13 protein-coding genes are annotated in these 18,820 nt (G+C 72.6%); 9 read left to right on the top strand and 4 right to left on the bottom strand.

The window, feature by feature from the left end; genetic code table 11:
• Nucleotides 1-177: 177 nt before the first annotated feature.
• Both hpf and CFP65_RS13760 read left to right on the top strand, forming a co-directional pair.
• Entirely contained in the window at nt 178-870 is a 693-nt protein-coding gene (gene hpf, locus CFP65_RS13765; RefSeq protein WP_104816370.1) for a ribosome hibernation-promoting factor, HPF/YfiA family, read from the top strand.
• A gap of 153 nt (nt 871-1,023) precedes the next feature.
• On the top strand, nt 1,024-1,773 hold the full coding sequence (locus CFP65_RS13760; protein WP_217368161.1) for a response regulator transcription factor: 750 nt from the start codon (nt 1,024-1,026) through the stop codon (nt 1,771-1,773).
• Between the two features lies 1 nt (nt 1,774).
• Here CFP65_RS13760 and CFP65_RS13755 read toward each other — a convergent pair whose 3' ends face one another.
• On the bottom strand, nt 1,775-2,953 hold the full coding sequence (locus tag CFP65_RS13755; RefSeq protein WP_104820862.1) for a winged helix-turn-helix domain-containing protein: 1,179 nt from the start codon (nt 2,951-2,953) through the stop codon (nt 1,775-1,777).
• 252 nt (nt 2,954-3,205) lie between these two features.
• Here CFP65_RS13755 and secA point away from each other — a divergent pair, with 252 nt between their 5' ends.
• Entirely contained in the window at nt 3,206-5,935 is a 2,730-nt protein-coding gene (gene secA, locus CFP65_RS13750) for a preprotein translocase subunit SecA (protein WP_104816368.1), read from the top strand.
• Nucleotides 5,936-6,065: 130 nt separating this feature from the next.
• On the opposite strand, the gene CFP65_RS13745 is transcribed toward secA, so the two are convergent.
• Nucleotides 6,066-6,608, bottom strand: coding sequence for an Rv3235 family protein (locus tag CFP65_RS13745; protein WP_104816367.1), 543 nt, complete (start codon nt 6,606-6,608; stop codon nt 6,066-6,068).
• Nucleotides 6,609-6,957: 349 nt separating this feature from the next.
• On the opposite strand from CFP65_RS13745, the gene CFP65_RS13740 reads away from it, so the two are divergent.
• Complete coding sequence (locus tag CFP65_RS13740; RefSeq protein ID WP_104816366.1) at nt 6,958-8,010, top strand: patatin-like phospholipase family protein; 1,053 nt, start codon at nt 6,958-6,960, stop codon at nt 8,008-8,010.
• Nucleotides 8,011-8,083: 73 nt separating this feature from the next.
• On the top strand, nt 8,084-8,587 hold the full coding sequence (locus tag CFP65_RS13735; protein ID WP_104816365.1) for a hypothetical protein: 504 nt from the start codon (nt 8,084-8,086) through the stop codon (nt 8,585-8,587).
• Nucleotides 8,588-8,636: 49 nt separating this feature from the next.
• Here the strand turns inward: CFP65_RS13735 and CFP65_RS13730 are convergent, their stop codons facing one another.
• Nucleotides 8,637-9,944, bottom strand: coding sequence for a YhgE/Pip domain-containing protein (locus CFP65_RS13730; protein WP_104816364.1), 1,308 nt, complete (start codon nt 9,942-9,944; stop codon nt 8,637-8,639).
• Nucleotides 9,945-10,153: 209 nt separating this feature from the next.
• Between CFP65_RS13730 and CFP65_RS13725 the strand changes: the two genes are divergently transcribed.
• On the top strand, nt 10,154-10,531 hold the full coding sequence (locus CFP65_RS13725; protein ID WP_104816363.1) for a hypothetical protein: 378 nt from the start codon (nt 10,154-10,156) through the stop codon (nt 10,529-10,531).
• 21 nt (nt 10,532-10,552) lie between these two features.
• Here CFP65_RS13725 and CFP65_RS13720 read toward each other — a convergent pair whose 3' ends face one another.
• Nucleotides 10,553-11,089, bottom strand: a complete 537-nt coding sequence (locus CFP65_RS13720; protein WP_104816362.1) for a GNAT family N-acetyltransferase — start codon at nt 11,087-11,089, stop codon at nt 10,553-10,555.
• Nucleotides 11,090-11,157: 68 nt separating this feature from the next.
• Between CFP65_RS13720 and CFP65_RS13715 the strand changes: the two genes are divergently transcribed.
• The 3 genes from CFP65_RS13715 to CFP65_RS13705 all read left to right on the top strand — a co-directional run bounded on the left by CFP65_RS13715 (nt 11,158) and on the right by CFP65_RS13705 (nt 18,728).
• A complete protein-coding gene (locus tag CFP65_RS13715) occupies nt 11,158-11,817 on the top strand; it encodes an HAD family hydrolase (RefSeq protein WP_104816361.1) in 660 nt (219 codons plus the stop codon).
• A 111-nt stretch (nt 11,818-11,928) separates the two neighbouring features.
• Complete coding sequence (locus CFP65_RS13710; RefSeq protein ID WP_104816360.1) at nt 11,929-13,476, top strand: aldehyde dehydrogenase family protein; 1,548 nt, start codon at nt 11,929-11,931, stop codon at nt 13,474-13,476.
• 311 nt (nt 13,477-13,787) lie between these two features.
• A complete protein-coding gene (locus tag CFP65_RS13705; protein ID WP_104816359.1) occupies nt 13,788-18,728 on the top strand; it encodes an NAD-glutamate dehydrogenase in 4,941 nt (1,646 codons plus the stop codon).
• Nucleotides 18,729-18,820 lie beyond the last annotated feature (92 nt).

Below are 18,820 nucleotides of genomic sequence, written 5' to 3'. Positions count from 1 at the left end.
CCAGGCCGTTCGACTGGGGAGGCGAAATCCCCGTGTGAGGTGTTCCATGAGGCCACAAGGGGTTTCACGCGTCCCTGGTGGGGAGGAAGTGAGGTGAGGGCCAGCGGGCTGGTCCGGCTGGTCTCAGCCCGATCCGGTCGTCCGGATCGGCGTCAGCACGAGGGATCGGAGTTCTGCGTGGACATCGTCGTCAAGGGCCGCAAGACCGAGGTGCCCAAGAGGTTCCGCGAGCACGTGGCCGAGAAGCTGGAGAAGGTCCAGAAGTTCGACGGCAAGGTGATCAGCCTCGACGTCGAGGTGTCCAAGGAGCACAACCCGCGCCAGGCCGACCGGTCCGAGCGGGTCGAGATCACTCTCCGTACCCGTGGCCCGGTGATCCGGGCCGAGGCCGCCGCCGCCGACCCGTACGCGGCGCTCGACCTGGCCTCGGCGAAGCTGGACGCGCAGCTGCGCAAGTCCGCCGACCGGCGGCGGGTGCACAAGGGCGCCACCGGCAGCCACGCCCCGATCAGCGTCGGGGAGGCGACGGCCGCGCTGGCCGGCCTGGACGAGGGCCCGCGGCCCGCCGGGGTCAACGGCGCGGTCAAGAAGATCAAGATGGGTTCCCTGGAGGTGGAGGGCGACGGCCCGCTCGTCGTCCGCGAGAAGACGCACCACGCCGGGCCGATGGCGCTGGACCAGGCGCTGTACGAGATGGAGCTCGTCGGCCACGACTTCTACCTGTTCGTGGAGAAGGACAGCGGTCTGCCCAGCGTGGTCTACCGCCGGCACGGTTACCACTACGGTGTCATCCACCTGGCGACCGACGGCACGATCTCCGACGAGGCGGCCGGCGCCGGTGGCGCGATCGGGGAGACCGACGCGAGCTGACGGCTGATCTGCCGCACCGACAGTGACGGGTGACCCCGGAGGCCTGGAGGCTCCGGGGTCACCCAGCTGGGCGGCGCGATGCCGGAGGGTGATCACAGGGCGGGTCGGCCGTGGAATGATGGCCCGACAGCGACCGGTGACCGGGAGGGGCGGATGGGGGAGACCACGCGGGGCCAGGGGGCAGGGGCCGAGGCGGGGGAGGACGGCTTCGAGCGCTCCGAGCACCTCGCGCACCGCGCCGAGCCGATCCGCGTCCTGGTGGTCGACGACCACGCGCTCTTCCGCCGGGGCCTGGAGATCGTGCTGGCCGAGGAAGAGGACATCAAGGTCGTCGGCGAGGCCGGGGACGGGGCCGAGGCCGTGCTCAAGGCGGCCGACCTGCTGCCGGACATCATCCTGATGGATGTGCGGATGCCCCGGCGCAGCGGGATCGAGGCCTGCACGGCGATCAAGGACGTGGCGCCCAGCGCCAAGATCATCATGCTGACGATAAGCGACGAGGAGGCCGACCTCTACGAGGCGATCAAGGCGGGGGCCACCGGCTACCTGCTCAAGGAGATCTCCACGGACGAGGTGGCCACCGCGATCCGCGCGGTGGCCGACGGCCAGTCCCAGATCAGCCCCTCGATGGCCTCGAAGCTGCTCACCGAGTTCAAGTCGATGATCCAACGGCGGTCCGACGACCGTGACTTGGTGCCCGCGCCGCGGCTGACCGACCGCGAGCTGGAGGTGCTCAAGCTGGTGGCCACCGGGATGAACAACCGGGAGATCGCCAAGGAGCTCTTCATCAGCGAGAACACCGTGAAGAACCACGTGCGCAACATCCTGGAGAAGCTGCAGCTGCACTCCAGGATGGAGGCCGTGGTCTACGCGATGCGGGAGAAGATCCTCGAAATAGGGTGAGTCAGGCGAGCAGTGCCGCCAGGGCCGGGCGCAGGGCCTCGTCCGCGAGGCGCTCGACCCGTACGTCGTCGCAGCCGACCCACTCGGCCGCCTCGCGCAGCGCGGCGGCCAGCGCGGGCAGGTGCCTGGGGGCGTCCAGGGAGACCTGACGGGCCACCAGGGTCCGGCCCTCGCGGGCCGGATCGACCCGGCCGACCAGCCGGCCGCCGGCCAGCAGCGGCATCGCGAAGTACCCGTGCTCGCGCTTGTGCTTGGGGGTGTACGCCTCCAGGCGGTGCGTCATGCCGAAGATCCGCTCGGTGCGCGGGCGCTCCCAGACCAGCGAGTCGAAGGGCGAGAGCAGCGTGGTGCGGTGGCGCCCGCGCGGGGCGGTGGCCAGGGCCGCCGGGTCGGCCCAGGCGGGGGCCGGCCAGCCCGCGACCTCGACCGGCACCAGGCCGGACTCCGGCAGGGCCTGGTCGAACAGGCCGGCCTTGAGCCGGTAGTAGTCCATCAGGTCGGAGCGGGTGGCCACCCCGAGGGCCCGGCCGGCCTGGGCGATCAGCTGCCGGGCGCACTCGGCGTCGGTGGGCTCCTGCCCGTACAGCCCGGCCGGGACGGCCCGCTCGGCCAGGTCGTAGACCCGCTTCCAGCTGCGCCGGTCGGTGCAGACCACGTCGCCGAAGGCCAGCGCGCGCTCCACCGCGATCTTGGTGTCGGACCAGTCCCACCACTCGCCGGTGCGCTTGGCCCCGCCCAGGTCGGTGGAGGTCAGCGGGCCCTCGGCGCGCAGCCGGTCGAGCACGCCCCGGTACGCCTCGGGGCCGACCCGGAACTCCCAGAGCCCGCCCTTGGCCCGGTAGGCCCGGCGGCGGAAGGCGAACAGCGGCCACTCCTCGATCGGCAGCACGCAGGCCGCGTGCGACCAGTACTCGAAGGTCTGCCCCGAGCCCCAGAGTGCCTGCTCCACCGCCGGGCGGCCCACCGCGCCCAGACGCGCGTACGGCACCAGCTCGTGCGAGCGGGCCAGCACCGAGATGGTGTCGAGCTGGACGGCCCCCAGCGCGCGGACCACCCCGGGCACACCGGCCCGGCGGTCGGGCGCGCCGAGCAGGCCCTGGGCGCGCAGCGCGATCAGGCGGGCCTCGTCGGCGGTGAGGGCGGCAGCGGCAGCGGGGGCGGGGCGGGAGGGCGCGGTCATGGCGGGCAGGGTACGGGTCGGCACCGACAATCGGGCCGGGAACCTTCCGGGAACGCGGATCGTCCCAAGTCGTGGGTGACCGTTTTGCCCCGACCGGCGTTGCTATCTGCGCATGTGCTCTCAGGAGTGACACGGGAATACCGTGCTGACGCACCTCCCGGCGCGTTGGCCTCCTCGCATACGATGACCCGTACGGTGGGGTAACCCCACTCGCAGTCGTCCAGAGCCGATCCAGGCAAGGAGCCCGCCCTAGTGTCCGTCTTCGACAAGATCCTGCGCGCAGGCGAGGGCAAGATCCTTCGCAAGCTGCAGCGGATTGCCGCCCAGGTCAACTCCATCGAAGAGGACTTCGTCAACCTCACGGACGACGAGCTGCGCGCCCTGACCGACGAGTTCCGCAGCCGTCTGGACGAGGGGCAGACGCTCGACGACATCCTCCCCGAGGCGTTCGCGACCGTCCGCGAGGCGGCCAAGCGGGTGCTCGGCCAGCGCCACTACGACGTGCAGATCATGGGTGGCGCCGCGCTGCACCTCGGCTACGTGGCCGAGATGCGCACCGGCGAGGGCAAGACCCTGGTCGGCACGCTGCCGACCTACCTGAACGCGCTGACCGGCAAGGGCGTGCACCTGATCACGGTCAACGACTACCTCGCCGAGCGCGACTCGGAGTGGATGGGCCGGGTGCACCGCTTCCTCGGCCTCAAGGTCGGCTGCATCCTGGCCAACATGTCGCCCGCCGAGCGCCGCGAGCAGTACGCCTGCGACATCACGTACGGCACGAACAACGAGTTCGGCTTCGACTACCTGCGCGACAACATGGCCTGGTCGCAGGAGGAGCTCGTCCAGCGCGGCCACAACTTCGCCGTGGTCGACGAGGTCGACTCGATCCTCATCGACGAGGCCCGCACCCCGCTGATCATCTCCGGTCCGGCCGACCAGGCCACCAAGTGGTACAGCGACTTCGCCAAGCTGGTGCAGCGCCTGAAGATCGACCGCGACTACGAGGTCGACGAGAAGAAGCGCACCGTCGGCGTCCTCGAGGAGGGCGTCAGCCGGGTCGAGGACTACCTCGGCATCGACAACCTCTACGAGTCGGTCAACACTCCGCTGGTCGGGTTCCTGAACAACGCCATCAAGGCGAAGGAGCTCTACAAGGTGGACAAGGACTACGTCGTGATCAACGGCGAGGTCATGATCGTCGACGAGCACACCGGCCGCATCCTGGCCGGCCGCCGCTACAACGAGGGCATGCACCAGGCCATCGAGGCGAAGGAGGGGGTGGAGGTCCAGAACGAGAACCAGACGCTGGCCACCATCACCCTGCAGAACTTCTTCCGCCTGTACGACAAGCTCTCCGGCATGACCGGTACCGCCACCACCGAGGCGGCCGAGTTCCACCAGATCTACAAGCTCGGCGTCGTCCCGATCCCGACCAACAAGACGCCGCTGCGCATCGACCAGCCCGACCTGATCTACAAGTCGGAGCCGGCCAAGTTCGCCGCCGTGGTCGAGGACATCGTCGAGAAGCACGAGAAGGGCCAGCCGGTCCTGGTCGGCACCGTCTCGGTCGAGAAGTCCGAGTACCTCTCGCAGGAGCTGCGCAAGCGCGGCGTGCCGCACGAGGTGCTCAACGCCAAGCACCACGAGCGCGAGGCGCAGATCGTCGCCCAGGCCGGCCGCAAGGGCGCCGTCACCGTCGCCACCAACATGGCCGGCCGCGGCACCGACATCATGCTCGGCGGCAACGCCGAGCACCTGGCCGCCGCCGAGCTGGCCCAGCGCGGCCTGACCGCGGTGGACACCCCGGAGGAGTACGAGTCGGCCTTCCCCTCGGCCCTGGAGAAGGCCAAGGAGGCCGTCAAGGCCGAGCAGATCGAGGTCCAGGAGCTGGGCGGCCTGTACGTGCTCGGCACCGAGCGCCACGAGTCCCGCCGGATCGACAACCAGCTGCGCGGCCGCTCCGGCCGTCAGGGCGACCCGGGCGAGTCCCGCTTCTACCTGTCGCTGGGCGACGACCTGATGCGGCTCTTCAAGGCCGGCATGGTCGAGCGCGTGCTCTCGATGGCCAACGTGCCCGAGGACGTGCCGATCGAGTCGAAGATGGTGACCCGCGCGATCGCCTCGGCGCAGACCCAGGTCGAGCAGCAGAACTTCGAGATCCGCAAGAACGTCCTCAAGTACGACGAGGTCCTCAACCGCCAGCGCGAGGTCATCTACGGCGAGCGCCGCCGCGTCCTGGAGGGCGAGGACCTGCAGGAGCAGGTCGGCCACTTCATGGACGACACCGTCGAGGCGTACGTCACCGCCGCGACCGGCGAGGGCTTCGAGGACGACTGGGACCTCGAGAAGCTCTGGACGGCCCTCAAGCAGCTCTACCCGATGACCCTCGACCTGGAGACCCTGGAGGAGGAGGCCGGCGGCAGCGACGGCCTCACCCCGGACTACCTGGTCAAGGTGCTCCAGGAGGACATCCAGGCCCAGTACGGCGCCCGGGAGGACCAGCTCGGGGCCGAGATCATGCGCGAGCTGGAGCGCCGGGTCGTGCTCTCGGTGCTGGACCGCCGCTGGCGCGAGCACCTCTACGAGATGGACTACCTCCAGGAGGGCATCGGCCTGCGGGCGATGGCCCAGCGCGACCCGCTGGTCGAGTACCAGCGCGAGGGCTTCGACATGTTCGGGGCCATGATGGAGGGCATCAAGGAGGAGTCCGTCGGCTACCTGTTCAACCTGGAGGTCCAGGTCGAGCAGCAGGTCGAGGAGGTCCCGGTGGCCGACGGCGTGCTCGGCGAGGCCCCCGAGGGCGTCCGCCCGGAGATCAAGGCCAAGGGCCTGGAGGCCCCGAAGCCGCAGCGCCTGCACTACACCGCCCCGTCGGTGGACGGCGACGAGACGGTCGTCGAGGGCGACTTCTCGGAGGACGAGGGTGACGGGATGACCCGCGCCGAGCGCCGCAAGGCCGGGAAGCTGCGCAAGAAGAAGTAACCGTTCGTACGGCGCCCCAGTTGCACTCTGCTGGGGCGCGGGGAACCGCGCGATCAGCCCTCTACGGAGGTGCGTGGTCGGTCGCGCAGTTCCCCGCGCCCCCGATGGTGCGACTGGGGCGTTTGCCTTTCTAGCGCGCCTCCAGCGCTGTGCACTGCCACTGCTCGGTGCGCGGGTGGCGCTCCAGACGGAAGGCGAGCATGTGGTGGCGGGGGCCGAGCTCGACCCGGACGCAGGCCTCCAGGGTGGCCGGGGCCGGGGCGGAGTCGTGGACCCGGCCCAGCCGGTGGGTGTGGCGGTGGCTGCGGAGCGGGCCGCTGCGGGCCAGCGTGGTGAGCTGGCGGTAGGCCGGGACGGTGGTGTGCCGCTGGAGCTGGCCGGGCGGGCGCAGGCCGGTGAGGACCTCGACCAGGCGCAGCGCGAAGCGGGCCGCGAGGTCGCCCTGCTGGCCGCGCGGCGGCGCGCAGGCGGCCCGGGGGTGGCGGGGCTGCCGGGGTTCGGGGCGGCCGGGGTGGTGCGGGGCCTGCGGCGCGGCGGTCTGCTGCGGCGCCGCGAGTGGGTGCGGGGTGCGGACCGGGCGGCGGGCGGTGGGGCGTCCGGGCTGGTGGACGAGCGGGCGTACGCGCGGGGTCTGCCGGGTCGTCAGGTGCCGTACGGTGCCGGGTTCGAGCATCGGGTACCTCCGGGGGGCTGGCGGCTCGCCTCCTTGGTACCCGGGGCGGGGAGGGGTGACAACGAAGGCCGCGGCGGGGTCGGCGGGCCGGTGCGGTGTCACCTATTCGTGTGAGGGTGGCGCCGGGGCGGGCCCGCGCGGGGCCGGGGGCGCGGCACCCGGTTGACGGGGCTGCGCCGGGCGGGGGTGCACGAAGGGGGACGGGGCGCGGGCCCGGACGGCGGCACGCGGCGGACGGTCGGAGGTGACGAACCAGGGGCGACATTCTCGCGGCTGGCCGGTGGGGTGGCCGGTTTTCGGGGGAGCATGGCGGACCATCGGGGGAGGCGCGATCCGAGAGGCGGGCGGCATGGCGAGTCGGTCGGCGGAGGCGGTGGCCACCTCAGTGGTGGCGGCCGGGAGGAGTGGGCCGCGGCGCGGGCTGGTGCTCGGCGGCGGGGGGATGCTGGGCGCGGCCTGGACGATCGGGGCGCTCTGCGCGATCGAGGAGGCCACCGGGTGGCGGCCGGGCGGGGCCGAGGTGATCCTCGGGACCTCGGCGGGCTCGCTGCTGGGCACCCTGCTGGCCGCCGGGGTCGGCCCCGCCGAGCTGCGGGACCACCACCTGGGGCTGCCGGTGACCACCGGCCCGCTGGTCGGGGTGGACTTCGACTACGAGACGGCCGTCGGCGGGGCGCTGCCGCCGCGCCCGCACCCGAACATCGGCTCGCCCGGCCTGCTGCGGGACGCCGTGCGGCACCCGCGCGACTACCCGTTCCTGACCATGGTCTCGGCGGCCGTGCCGACCGGCCGGGGCTCGATCGCCGGGGTCGGCGAGCTGGTCCGCCGGCTGGTCGGCGGGGACGGCTGGCTGCCCGGCTCGGGCCTGCGGGTGACGGCGGTGGACTACCGCACCGGACGCCGCGTCACCTTCGGCGACCCGGAGGCGCCGCGCGCGGCCGTGGCCGACGCGGTGATGGCCTCCTGCGCGATCCCGGGCTGGTTCGCCCCGGTCGAGGTGGCCGGCAGCCGGTACGTGGACGGCGGCTGCTGGTCGGCCACCAACGCCGACCTGATGGTGGCCCGCGGCCTGGACGAGGTCTACGTGCTGGCGCCGATGGCCCTGCGCCCCGAGTGGCCCGAGCCGGGCCGCCCCACCGGAGCGCTGGCCGCCCTGCGCGGCTGGCGCGAGCGCGACCGCCCCAAGGGCGTGCTGGCCCAGCTGGCCAGCCGCTACCGCCGGGCGGTCACCCGCCAGCTGCTCCGCGAGGCCTCGGTGCTGCGGGCCGCCGGGATCCGGGTGCAGCTGCTGGCGCCCACCCTGGCCGACCTCGCGGTGATCGGGCCGAACATGATGGATTCGGCCCGGCGGCGGGACGTGCTGGAGACGGCGCTGCGCACCACGCTGGTGCGGGCGGGCTAGGGGCGGCCCCGGTGGCCGGCCCCGGCGATAACCTTGTGCGGTCAGGATCCGCCGTAGAACCGGAGCAGCTCAGATGCGCGTGTACGTGCCCACCACCCTGGACGGTCTGGCCACGGCTTACGCCGAGGGGTCGTTGGAGGGCACGGCGGCGTACGCGGTGACCCCGGCGCTGCGCGAGTGGTACGTCAGCGAGGACCTGGAGGAGCTGGAGTACGCGGCGCTGGGCCGGGCGGCGGAGGCCTCGCTGCGGCTGCTCGCGGCGGCCGAGGGCGCGCCGCGCCGGCGGGTGGTGGTCGCGGCCGACGTGGCCGACGGGGTGGTGCTGGCGTACGAGGGCGACGAGTACGAGCACCAGTCCTCGCTCGGCCGGGTGAGCCTCAAGGGCCCGCTGCGCCTGGCCAAGGCGGCGGCGGTGCACGCGGACGTGGCCGAGGCGGAGTCGGACGTGGCGGCGGCCGCCGGGGCGATCACCGCGGCCGACGGGGGCGACGCGGACGCGCAGTACACCGTGGACGGGGCCGAGGACCACGAGCTGCTCTGGTACGCCACCCAGGAGATCCCGGGCCTGCTGGGCTGAGCAGCCGTCAGGCGGTCGGGCAGCAGGGGCCGTCAGCCGGCCGGGGCGGTCAGGCGGCCGGGCTCGGCTCGGTATCCGGTTCGGGCTGCGGGGTGAGGCGGCGCAGGCCGCGGCGGTCGTAGTAGCGGGTCATCGCGAAGCCGAAGACCAGGGCGCCGACGAAGCCGAGGGCGATCATCAGCCAACCCCGGGTGAGGCCGGCGTCGCCCTTGGCGTCGAAGTAGAGGATGGCCCGGGTGCCGCCGACCAGCTGCCGCATCGGCTCGAAGGAGGCGAGGAAGCGGTAGAAGCCGGGGGTGGCCTCCAGCGGCACGGTGGCGCCGGAGGAGGGCAGGGCGAGGGCGATGAAGACGAACATCGAGACCAGCTGGCCGATCCCGCCGAAGGCAGCGTTGATCGCCTGCACGCCCAGGCCCACCGAGAGCGTCGCGCAGTAGGAGAAGAGCCAGAGCAGGGCCGGGTGCGGGGTGTCCATCCCGAGCAGCCCGGCGGTGGCGAGCAGCACCAGGGCGGTGGTCGCCAGGCTGATCCCGGCCGTCATGACCATCTTGAGCAGCAGGGTGTCGGTGCGGGTGACCGGCACGGTCGGGCGGCGGCTGTGCCAGGGGCCGAGCTCGCTGTCGGCGTAGCCGAGGGCGGTGTCCACCCCGCTGTGCACCAGGTTGCCGCCGACGAATCCGGCCAGGACGAGCAGCAGCGTGTAGTAGAACGCGCTCAGGCCGAGCCCGGTGTGCCGGCCGATCGGGTGGCCGACGGCGGTGGTGACGGTGACCGGGTCGGTGAGCAGCAGCCGGGTGGTGGGGGTGGTGCCGGAGGCGCTGAGCTGGCTGCCGATGGTCAGGGAGGCGCTGTGCGCGGCCTTCTGGGTGATCTGGCCGGCCAGCGAGGAGGCGAGGCTGCCCGCGCCGGGGTTGGTGAGGGTGGTCAGGGTGGGGCGCTTGGTGGCGCCCGGGGTGGTGAGGGCGGCGACCTCGGCGGTGAACCCGTCCGGGATGATCAGCGCGCCGTAGACCTTGCCGGAGCCGAGCTGGTCCTGGGCCTCGGCCAGGCCGAGCCGGCGCCAGTCCACGGTGCCCGGGGCGGTGGAGCCGGTGACGGTGTCGGTGAGCCGGGTGCCGAGGTTCTGCGGCTGGCCGGGCAGCGGGGCGCCGGTGTCGCCGTTCACGATCGCGATCGGCAGCCGGTGCAGGGTGCCGGTCGGGTCGAGGATGCCGCCCATGTAGAGCAGCGAGAGGCAGAAAGCCACCAGGGAGGCGAGCACGGCCGGCACCAGCCAGAGCTGCCAGCGGCCGAGCAGGGGGCCCACGTGGACCGTGGGGCGGGCAGGGGGGCTAGCCGGGGGCGCGGCGTCGGGCATGGGCCGACCATAGCGGCCGGTGCCGGGCGGGGCCGGTGGCGACACGTCAGGGGAGGAATCGTGGTGAACCGGACGCCAGGGTTGCAGCTGAGGTGGATTCAGATTTGGCTTGAAATCACATCAGCTGATCTCTGTACGGGGCGTCAGGCAGCTGCCAGAGTCGCTGGGCAGCTGTCCGACACTCCACACCTTCCCCAGGGAGTCACCCCATGCGTCTTTCCGTTCGCCTCGGCGGTGCCGCCGCTGCCCTGCTCTGTGCCACGGCGGTCGCCGCCGCCCCGGCGGCCCAGGCCGCTCAGGTGCGGCCGGCCGCCGTCTCGGCCTCGCTGAGCTGCTTCGCCGAGCCGATCAACAGCAACCTCGGCTCGATCAGCTGCACGCTGAACGCCTCGGGCGCGGCGCCGTACGCGGTCTCCTGGTCGGCCACCAGCTACTACGCGATCGTCGCCTCGGACCCCTCCGAGCTCGACCTCACCTGCAACCGCCTCGGCCTTGCGGTCACCGTCACCGCCCGCGTCACCGACGCCACCGGTGCCCAGACCACGGCCACCCGCACCACCAGCTGCCTCACCGGCAACCCGCGCTGACCCGCCCCGGCGGGCGGCCCGTCAGCGGGCGGCCCGCCACTCCTCCGCGAGCAGGGCCAGCAGCACCTCGTCCATGTACTCGCCGAGCACCCAGGTCGCGCGGTGCAGCACGCCCTCGCGCCGGAAGCCGTTGCGCTCGGCGGCGCGCAGCATGGCGGTGTTGTCGGCCAGGGTCTCCAGCTGGATGCGGTGCAGGTTGCGGACGGTGAAGGCGTAGTCGAGCAGGACGGCGACGATGTCGGTGCTGTAGCCCTGGCCGCGCGCGGCGGGGAACACGCCGAGGCCCAGGTGGGCCTGGCGGTGGTGGGTGTCGATGCCCCACACGGTGGCCGCGCCGATCAGGGTGCCGCCGGCCAGCTCGACCACGGAGAACTGGACGCTGTTCTGGTCGCCGCCCTCGGCCATCACCCGGCGGTCCGGGGCGGTGGGCGGCACGGGCCGCCAGGGGGCGCTCTCGGTCCGGGCGCAGTGCACCGGGTCGTCGTAGAACTCGGCCCGCAGGACGGGGCCGTCCTCCTCGTGCCGGGCCCGCAGCCCGACCTTCTCGCCTCGTAGCATGCGAACTTCCTACCCGGCCCCGCCGGGCGGCGGCAAGGGGATTTGCCGCGCCGACTAACGTTGGCCGGATGGGGACACACATCGTCTGGGATTGGAACGGCACGCTGCTGCACGACATGGGTGCGGTGGTGGAGGCGAGCAACGCCGCCTTCGCGACGCTGGGCGTCGCGCCGATCACCCTGGAGACCTACCGGGAGCTGTACTGCTTCCCGATACCGCGCTTCTACGAGCTGCTGCTGGGGCGCCAGCCCACCGCTCAGGAGTGGCTGGTGCTGGACGCGGCCTTCCAGGAGCGGTACGCCGAGCTGAGCCCGGCCTGCGGGCTGACCGAGGGGGCGGCGGAGCTGCTGGCCGCCTGGGGCGCGGCGGGGCGCAGCCAGTCGCTGCTGTCGATGCACGAGCACGAGCGGCTGGTGCCGCAGGTGCGGGACCGCGGCATCGAGGCGCACTTCCTGCGGGTGGACGGCCGCACCGGCCCCTCCGACGGCACGGGCAAGGCCGACTGGCTTCGCCGCCACCTGACGGCCCTCGGCCCCTCGGTGGACGCCCGGCGCACCGTGCTGATCGGTGACGCCTCGGACGACGCCAGGGCCGCGCTGGCGGCGGGCGCGCGGGCGGTGCTGTACACCGGCGGCTCGCACACCCGGGCCAAGCTGGAGGGCCTCGGCGTCCCGGTGGTGGACAGCCTGGCGGAGGCCGTGGAGCTGGCGGAGCGGCTGGCCGCCTGAGTCGGCCGCTCCGACGGGGCAACGCCGCCGGCGGGCGTGTCGGCGGGGGGTGGATCGGGCGGGCGCGGGTCAATCTGGGTTGACGCGCCACCGGAACGAGGAGCCCCGAACGTGACCAGCGATGCCGTGAGCAGGGTGCCGGAGCCCGTGGACGAGGTGGTGCGGGAGTACGGGCCCGGCAGTGCGGAGCGGGCGGCGCTGGAGCGGCGGGTGGACGAGCTCGTGGCGGCGGCCGGGCCACTGCCGATGGTGATCGGCGGGGAGCGGCGGTTCGGCGGCGGCGAGCGGGTGGCGGTGGTGCAGCCGCACCACCACGCGGCCCGGCTGGGGGAGTACGGGAACGCGACCCGGGAGGACGCGAAGGCGGCCGTGGCGGCGGCGCTGGCGGCCGGGCCCGAGTGGCGCTCGCTGGGCTACCAGGACCGGGCGGCCGTGCTGCTGCGGGCCGCCGAGCTGCTGGCCGGGCCCTGGCGGGCCACGGTGGTGGCGGCCACCGTGCTGGGGCAGTCGCTGACGGTGCGCCAGGCGGAGCTGGAGGTCTGCGCGCTGGTGGACGGCTGGCGGCGGGCCGTGGCGCAGGGGCGGGAGTTGCTGGCCGAGCAGCCGGCCTCGGCGCCCGGGGAGTGGCGGCGGGCGGACATCCGGCCGCTGGCCGGGTTCGTGCACGCGGTGAGCCCCGCCGTGTCGACCGCCGCCGCCGGGCTGCTGCCCACCCTGCCCGCGCTGCTGGGCAACACCGTGGTCTGGCGGCCCGCCCCCGCGCAGACCCTGGCCGCCCACCACCTGGCGGAGCTGCTCGCGGCGGCCGGGCTGCCGCCGGGGGTGGTCAACCTGCTGACCGGGGACGGGCAGCCGAGCACCCAGGTGCTGCTGGCCGAACCGGCGCTGGCCGGGGTGCACGGGCCGGCCGCCGAGCTGCCCGGGCTCTGGCCCGCGCTGGCCGCCAGGCCCGGTGGGCCGCCCCGGGTGGTGGGGGCGCCCGACGGCGGGGCCTTCCTGCTGGCGCACCCCGGTGCCGAGCCGGCCGCCGTCCGCTCGGCGCTGCTGCGCGGCGCCTTCGAGCACCGCGGCCCGGCCGCCCCGGCCATCGCCCGGGCCCACCTGCCGCGCGGGCTCTGGCGGCTGATCGCCGAGGAGCTGCTCGCCGAGGTGGACGCGCTGCCGGTGGGCGACGTCACCGACCTGACCAACTTCCTCGGCGCCCTGCCCGACCGCGCCGCCTTCGACCGGGCCACCGCGCTGATCGAGCGGGCGAAGGCCGATCCGGCGGTGGAGCTGGTGGCCGGCGGCCAGTACGACGACGCGATCGGCTGGTTCGTCCGGCCCACCGTGCTGCTCTGCCCGGACCCGGCGCACGAGCTGTTCCGGCACGGCTGCCCGGGCCCGGTGCTCGCCGTGCACGCCTACGAGGACTGGGAGCAGGCGCTGGCGGCGGCGGCCGCTTCGCCGTACGCGCCGGCCGGGGTGCTGCTGGCCCGGGACCGAGGCGCGATCGCCTCGGCGGTGGAGTGGCTGCGGTTCGCCGCGGACGCGCTGCACGTCAACGACCGGCCGGTGGCGGTGGCCCCGGTGGAGGGGCTGCGGGCCTGGGCCCGCACCCGGACTGTCCGGGAGGAGTTCGGCCCGCCCGCCGGTCACCGCTACGCCCACCTGGGCTGAGACCGTCCGAGGAGCTGACAGAGACTGACACCGTTCTGGTGCGGATTGGACAAGGTGTCCAAGGCGGATCGATCTTCCTACGGGTTTGTGCCTCCCTGTCCCCTGACACCTTCGTTTCATCCGGTTAGGCTGACTGGCGTCGTCGGGTTGGCTCCGCAGGGCAAAAGCCTTCACGTACCCGGTCGAAGGTCGTTCCATGCGTGGCATGCGCGGTTTTCGCCCGATCCGTGAGGGAGGATTGCGGCAGACCCGGCGGTGATCACCCACCACCACCGAGTCACGCAACGGCGCGCGACAGGAGCCAAGAAGTCATGCAGACCAAGCTGGACGCAGCCAAGGCAGACCTGCTCACGAAGGCAGCGGCTGCCGCTGAGAACAGCCAGGTGGGGGGTGCGGCGCCCGGGGAGGGGCTGAGCAACGGCGCCCTGGCCGCGTACCTGCACCACTACTACCTCCACACCGCCCCCGAGGACCTGGTCGACCGCGACCCGGTGGACGTCTACGGCGCGGCCGCCTCGCACTACCGGCTGGGCCTCAAGCGCCCGCAGGGCACCGCCGAGGTGCGGGTCTCCACCCCGAGCGTCGAGGAGAACGGCTGGTCCTGCGGCCACACGGTGGTCGAGGTCGTCACCGACGACATGCCCTTCCTGGTCGACTCGGTCACCAACGAGCTGACCCGCCAGGACCGCGGCATCCACGTGGTGATCCATCCCCAGCTGGCCGTGCGCCGTGACATCACCGGCAAGCTGCTCGAGATCCTCGACATCGACGCCTGCTCGCGCCAGCAGGCCGCCGGTGTGGAGTGGCCCGCCGACGCCGTGGTCGAGTCCTGGATGCACATCGAGATCGACCGGGAGACCGACCGCGAGGACCTGCGCGCCATCGAGACCGGCCTGCGCCGGGTGCTCGGCGACGTCCGCGAGGTGGTCGAGGACTGGTCCAAGATGCGTGACTCGGCCCTGCGCCTGGCCGACGAGCTCGCCGAGCAGCCCCCGGCCCACCTGGCCGAGCAGGAGGTCGGCGAGGCCTGGGAGCTGATGCGCTGGCTGGCCGACGACCACTTCACCTTCCTCGGCTACCGCGAGTACGACCTCGCCGAGCACGAGGGCGAGGAGGTGCTGCGGGCCGTTCCCGGCACCGGCCTCGGCGTGCTGCGCTCCGACCCGCTCAGCCACGACACCGACCACCACCCGGTCAGCGAGGCCTTCGGCCGCCTGAGCGCCCCCGTCCGGGCCAAGGCGCACGAGAAGAAGCTGCTCGTCCTGACCAAGGCCAACAGCCGCGCCACCGTGCACCGCCCGGCCTACCTCGACTACGTCGGCGTCAAGAAGTTCGACGCGGCCGGCAACGTGATCGGCGAGCGCCGCTTCCTCGGCCTCTTCTCCTCCGCCGCGTACACCGAGTCCGTCTCCCGCATCCCGGTGGTCCGCCGCAAGGTGCAGGAGGTGCTCGACGGCTCCGGCTTCTCCAGCGAGAGCCACGACGGGCGCGACCTGCTGCAGATCCTGGAGACCTTCCCCCGGGACGAGATCTTCCAGACCCCGGCCGACGAGCTGCGCTCGATCGCCACCAGCGTGCTGTACCTCCAGGAGCGCCGCAAGCTGCGCCTGTTCCTGCGTCAGGACGAGTACGGCCGCTACTTCTCGGCCCTGGTCTACCTGCCGCGCGACCGGTACAACACCCGGGTCCGCGAGAGCCTCACCAAGATCCTCAAGGACGAGCTCAACGGCGACACCGTCGACTACACGATCTACTCCACCGAGTCGGTGCTGACCCGTCTGCACTTCGTGGTGCGGGTCGCCAAGGGCAGCGAGCTCCAGCAGCTGACCGAGGCCGAGATCGAGCAGATCGAGGCCAAGCTGGCCGAGGCCGCCCGGTTCTGGATGGACAACTTCCACGACCAGCTGCACGTGGAGCTGGGCGAGGAGCTGGCCGCCGAGCTCGGCCGCAAGTACGCCACCGCCTTCCCCGACGGCTACCGCGCCGACTTCCCGGCCCGGGCCGCCGTGGCCGACGTCAAGCAGATCGAGTCGCTGAGCGGCGAGGGCGACTTCCGCCTGAACCTCTACCAGCCGGTCGGCGCCGGCGACGACGAGCGCCGCTTCAAGATCTACCGGGTCGGCGGCCCGATCTCGCTCACCGAGGTGCTGCCCGTCCTCCAGCGCCTGGGCGTGGAGGTGCTCGACGAGCACCCGTACGCGCTCACCCGCTCCGACGCCACCACCGCCTGGGTCTACGACTTCGGCCTCAAGCTGCGCGAGGCCACCGGCCTCACCGACGAGGCCCGCGAGCGCTTCCAGGACACCTTCGCGGCTACCTGGACCGGCCGGGCCGAGAACGACGGCTTCAACGAGCTGGTCCTGTCCGCCGGGCTGACCTGGCGCCAGGCCGTGGTGCTGCGCGCGCTGGCCAAGTACCTGCGCCAGGCCGGCTCCACGTTCTCCCAGGACTACATGGAGGACGCCCTCCGCAACAACGTCCACGCCACCCGCCTGCTGGTCAACCTCTTCGAGGCCCGCCTGAGCCCCGGCCACCAGCTGGGCTCGGCCGAGCTGACGGAGGGCATCCTGGAGGAGCTGGCCGGCGCCCTGGACGAGGTCGTCTCGCTGGACGAGGACCGCATCCTGCGCTCCTTCCTGCACCTGATCAAGGCCACCCTGCGGACCAACTTCTTCCAGCACGCCGAGAGCGGCGACTGGCACTCCTACGTGTCGATGAAGTTCGACCCGCAGGCCATCCCGGACCTCCCCGCCCCCCGCCCGGCCTTCGAGATCTGGGTCTACTCTCCCCAGGTCGAGGGCGTGCACCTGCGCTTCGGCAAGGTCGCCCGCGGCGGCCTGCGCTGGTCCGACCGCCGCGAGGACTTCCGCACCGAGATCCTCGGCCTGGTCAAGGCCCAGATGGTCAAGAACACCGTCATCGTCCCGGTCGGCGCCAAGGGCGGCTTCGTCGCCAAGCAGCTGCCGGACCCGTCGGTGGACCGCGACGCCTGGCTGGCCGAGGGCATCGCCTCGTACAAGACCTTCATCTCGGCGCTGCTCGACATCACCGACAACCTGGTCGCCGGCGAGGTCGTGCACCCCGTCGACGTGGTCCGCCACGACGAGGACGACACCTACCTGGTCGTCGCCGCCGACAAGGGCACCGCGACCTTCTCCGACATCGCCAACGGCGTGGCCGAGTCCTACGGCTTCTGGCTGGGCGACGCCTTCGCCTCGGGCGGCTCGGCCGGCTACGACCACAAGGGCATGGGCATCACCGCCCGCGGCGCCTGGGAGTCGGTCAAGCGCAACTTCCGCGAGCTGGGCGTCGACACCCAGTCCGAGGACTTCACCGTGGTCGGCATCGGCGACATGTCCGGTGACGTGTTCGGCAACGGCATGCTGCTCAGCGAGCACATCCGCCTGCTCGCCGCCTTCGACCACCGCCACATCTTCCTCGACCCGAACCCGGACGCGGCCGCCTCCTACGCCGAGCGCCGCCGCCTCTTCGACCTGCCGCGCAGCTCCTGGGACGACTACGACAAGTCGCTGATCTCCAGCGGCGGCGGCGTCTTCCCCCGCTCGGCCAAGTCGATCCAGCTCACCTCGCAGGTGCGCGCCGTCCTCGGCATCGAGGAGACCCGCCTCACCCCGGCCGAGCTGATGAAGGCCATCCTGCAGGCCCCCGTGGACCTGTTCTGGAACGGCGGCATCGGCACCTACGTCAAGTCCTCGGCCGAGACCAACGCCGAGGTCGGCGACAAGGCCAACGACCCGATCCGGGTCAACGGCTCCGCCGTCCGGGCCCGCGTCATCGGCGAGGGCGGCAACCTCGGCTGCACCCAGCTCGGCCGGATCGAGTACGCGGCGGCCGGCGGCCCCGAGGGTGCCGGCGGCTGGATCAACACCGACGCGATCGACAACTCCGCCGGTGTGGACACCTCGGACCACGAGGTCAACATCAAGATCCTGCTCAACCAGGTGGTCGCCGACGGCGACATGACGGTCAAGCAGCGCAACACCCTGCTCGCCGAGATGACCGACGAGGTCGGCCACCTCGTGCTGCGCAACAACTACGCGCAGAACGTGGTGCTGGCCAACGCCGTCGCCCAGGCCGCCAGCATGGTGGACGTGCACGCCCGCATGATCAACCGGATGGAGGCCGCCGGCCAGCTCGACCGCGGCATCGAGTTCCTGCCCGCCGACAAGCAGATCCGCGAGCGCCAGCAGGCCGGGCGCGGGCTCTCCCAGCCCGAGCTCTCCGTGCTGCTCGCCTACACCAAGATCACGCTGGCCGACGAGCTGCTCGCCACCGACCTGCCGGACGACCCGTACTTCCGCACCACCCTGCACGAGTACTTCCCGTCCGCCCTGCGGGCCCGCTTCGCCGAGGCCATCGACAAGCACCCGCTGCGCCGCGAGATCATCACCACCCTGATCGTCAACGACACGATCAACCGCGGTGGCTGCACCTTCGCCTTCCGCCTCCGCGAGGAGACCGGCGCGACCTACGAGGAGGTCGCCCGCACCCACGCGGCCGCGCGCGCCGTCTTCGGCCTGGAGCAGATCTGGGACGAGGTCGAGGGCCTGGACAACGTGGTCTCCGCCAAGGCGCAGACCAAGATGCGGCTGCACTCGCGCCGACTGGTCGAGCGGGCCACCCGCTGGATGCTCAACAACCGGCGTCAGCCGCTCGACATCGCCGGCACCATCGAGTTCTTCCGCGACCGCGTCAACACCGTCTGGGGCAGCCTGCCGAAGCCGCTCCGCGGCGAGGACCTCACCTGGTTCGAGTCGGTCTACCAGGAGCTCGCCGAGGCCGGCGTGCCGGACGCCCTGGCGACGCGGATCGCGGGCCTCTCCTCCACCTTCCCGACCCTCGACATCGTCAATGTCGCGGACCGCACGGGTGCCGAGGTCACCGAGGTCGCCGAGCTCTACTACGACCTCGCCGACCGCCTCCAGATCACCCACCTGCTCGACCGGATCATCGACCTCCCGCGGACCGACCGCTGGTCCTCGATGGCCCGCGCCGCCATCCGCGAGGACCTCTTCGCGGCCCACGCCGCCCTGACCGCCGACATCCTCGGCTGCGGCACGGAAGGCTCCTCCCCGGAGGAGCGCTACGAGGCCTGGGCCGAGCTCAACTCGACCCTGCTGGGTCGGGCGAAGACCACGCTCGACGACATAAGGGGTTCGGACAACTACGAGCTGTCCAGCCTGTCGGTGGCGATGAGGGTCATTCGCACCCTGCTCCGCGCTGCCCGCTAAGTTGCACTAACCAGGGGCGCGGGGAACGGCGCGGCCAGCCCTGCACTCTGAAGGTGTTTTACGCAGATGCCCACTTGCACCGTCCGTTGATG

Source organism: Kitasatospora sp. MMS16-BH015 (assembly GCF_002943525.1).
In the GTDB taxonomy this organism is placed as follows: domain Bacteria; phylum Actinomycetota; class Actinomycetes; order Streptomycetales; family Streptomycetaceae; genus Kitasatospora.
The sequence above is the reverse complement of the archived record's forward strand: the minus strand, read 5'-3'. Positions and strand labels throughout refer to the sequence as shown.

Coding starts and splice junctions, on each gene's coding strand:
- CFP65_RS13760 (WP_217368161.1), top strand. CDS start 1,024: ATGGGGGAGACCACGCGGGGCCAGGGGGCAGGGGCCGAGGCGGGGGAG.
- CFP65_RS13755 (WP_104820862.1), bottom strand. CDS start 2,953: ATGACCGCGCCCTCCCGCCCCGCCCCCGCTGCCGCTGCCGCCCTCACC.
- CFP65_RS13745 (WP_104816367.1), bottom strand. CDS start 6,608: ATGCTCGAACCCGGCACCGTACGGCACCTGACGACCCGGCAGACCCCG.
- CFP65_RS13740 (WP_104816366.1), top strand. CDS start 6,958: ATGGCGAGTCGGTCGGCGGAGGCGGTGGCCACCTCAGTGGTGGCGGCC.
- CFP65_RS13735 (WP_104816365.1), top strand. CDS start 8,084: ATGCGCGTGTACGTGCCCACCACCCTGGACGGTCTGGCCACGGCTTAC.
- CFP65_RS13730 (WP_104816364.1), bottom strand. CDS start 9,944: ATGCCCGACGCCGCGCCCCCGGCTAGCCCCCCTGCCCGCCCCACGGTC.
- CFP65_RS13725 (WP_104816363.1), top strand. CDS start 10,154: ATGCGTCTTTCCGTTCGCCTCGGCGGTGCCGCCGCTGCCCTGCTCTGT.
- CFP65_RS13720 (WP_104816362.1), bottom strand. CDS start 11,089: ATGCTACGAGGCGAGAAGGTCGGGCTGCGGGCCCGGCACGAGGAGGAC.
- CFP65_RS13715 (WP_104816361.1), top strand. CDS start 11,158: ATGGGGACACACATCGTCTGGGATTGGAACGGCACGCTGCTGCACGAC.
- CFP65_RS13705 (WP_104816359.1), top strand. CDS start 13,788: ATGCAGACCAAGCTGGACGCAGCCAAGGCAGACCTGCTCACGAAGGCA.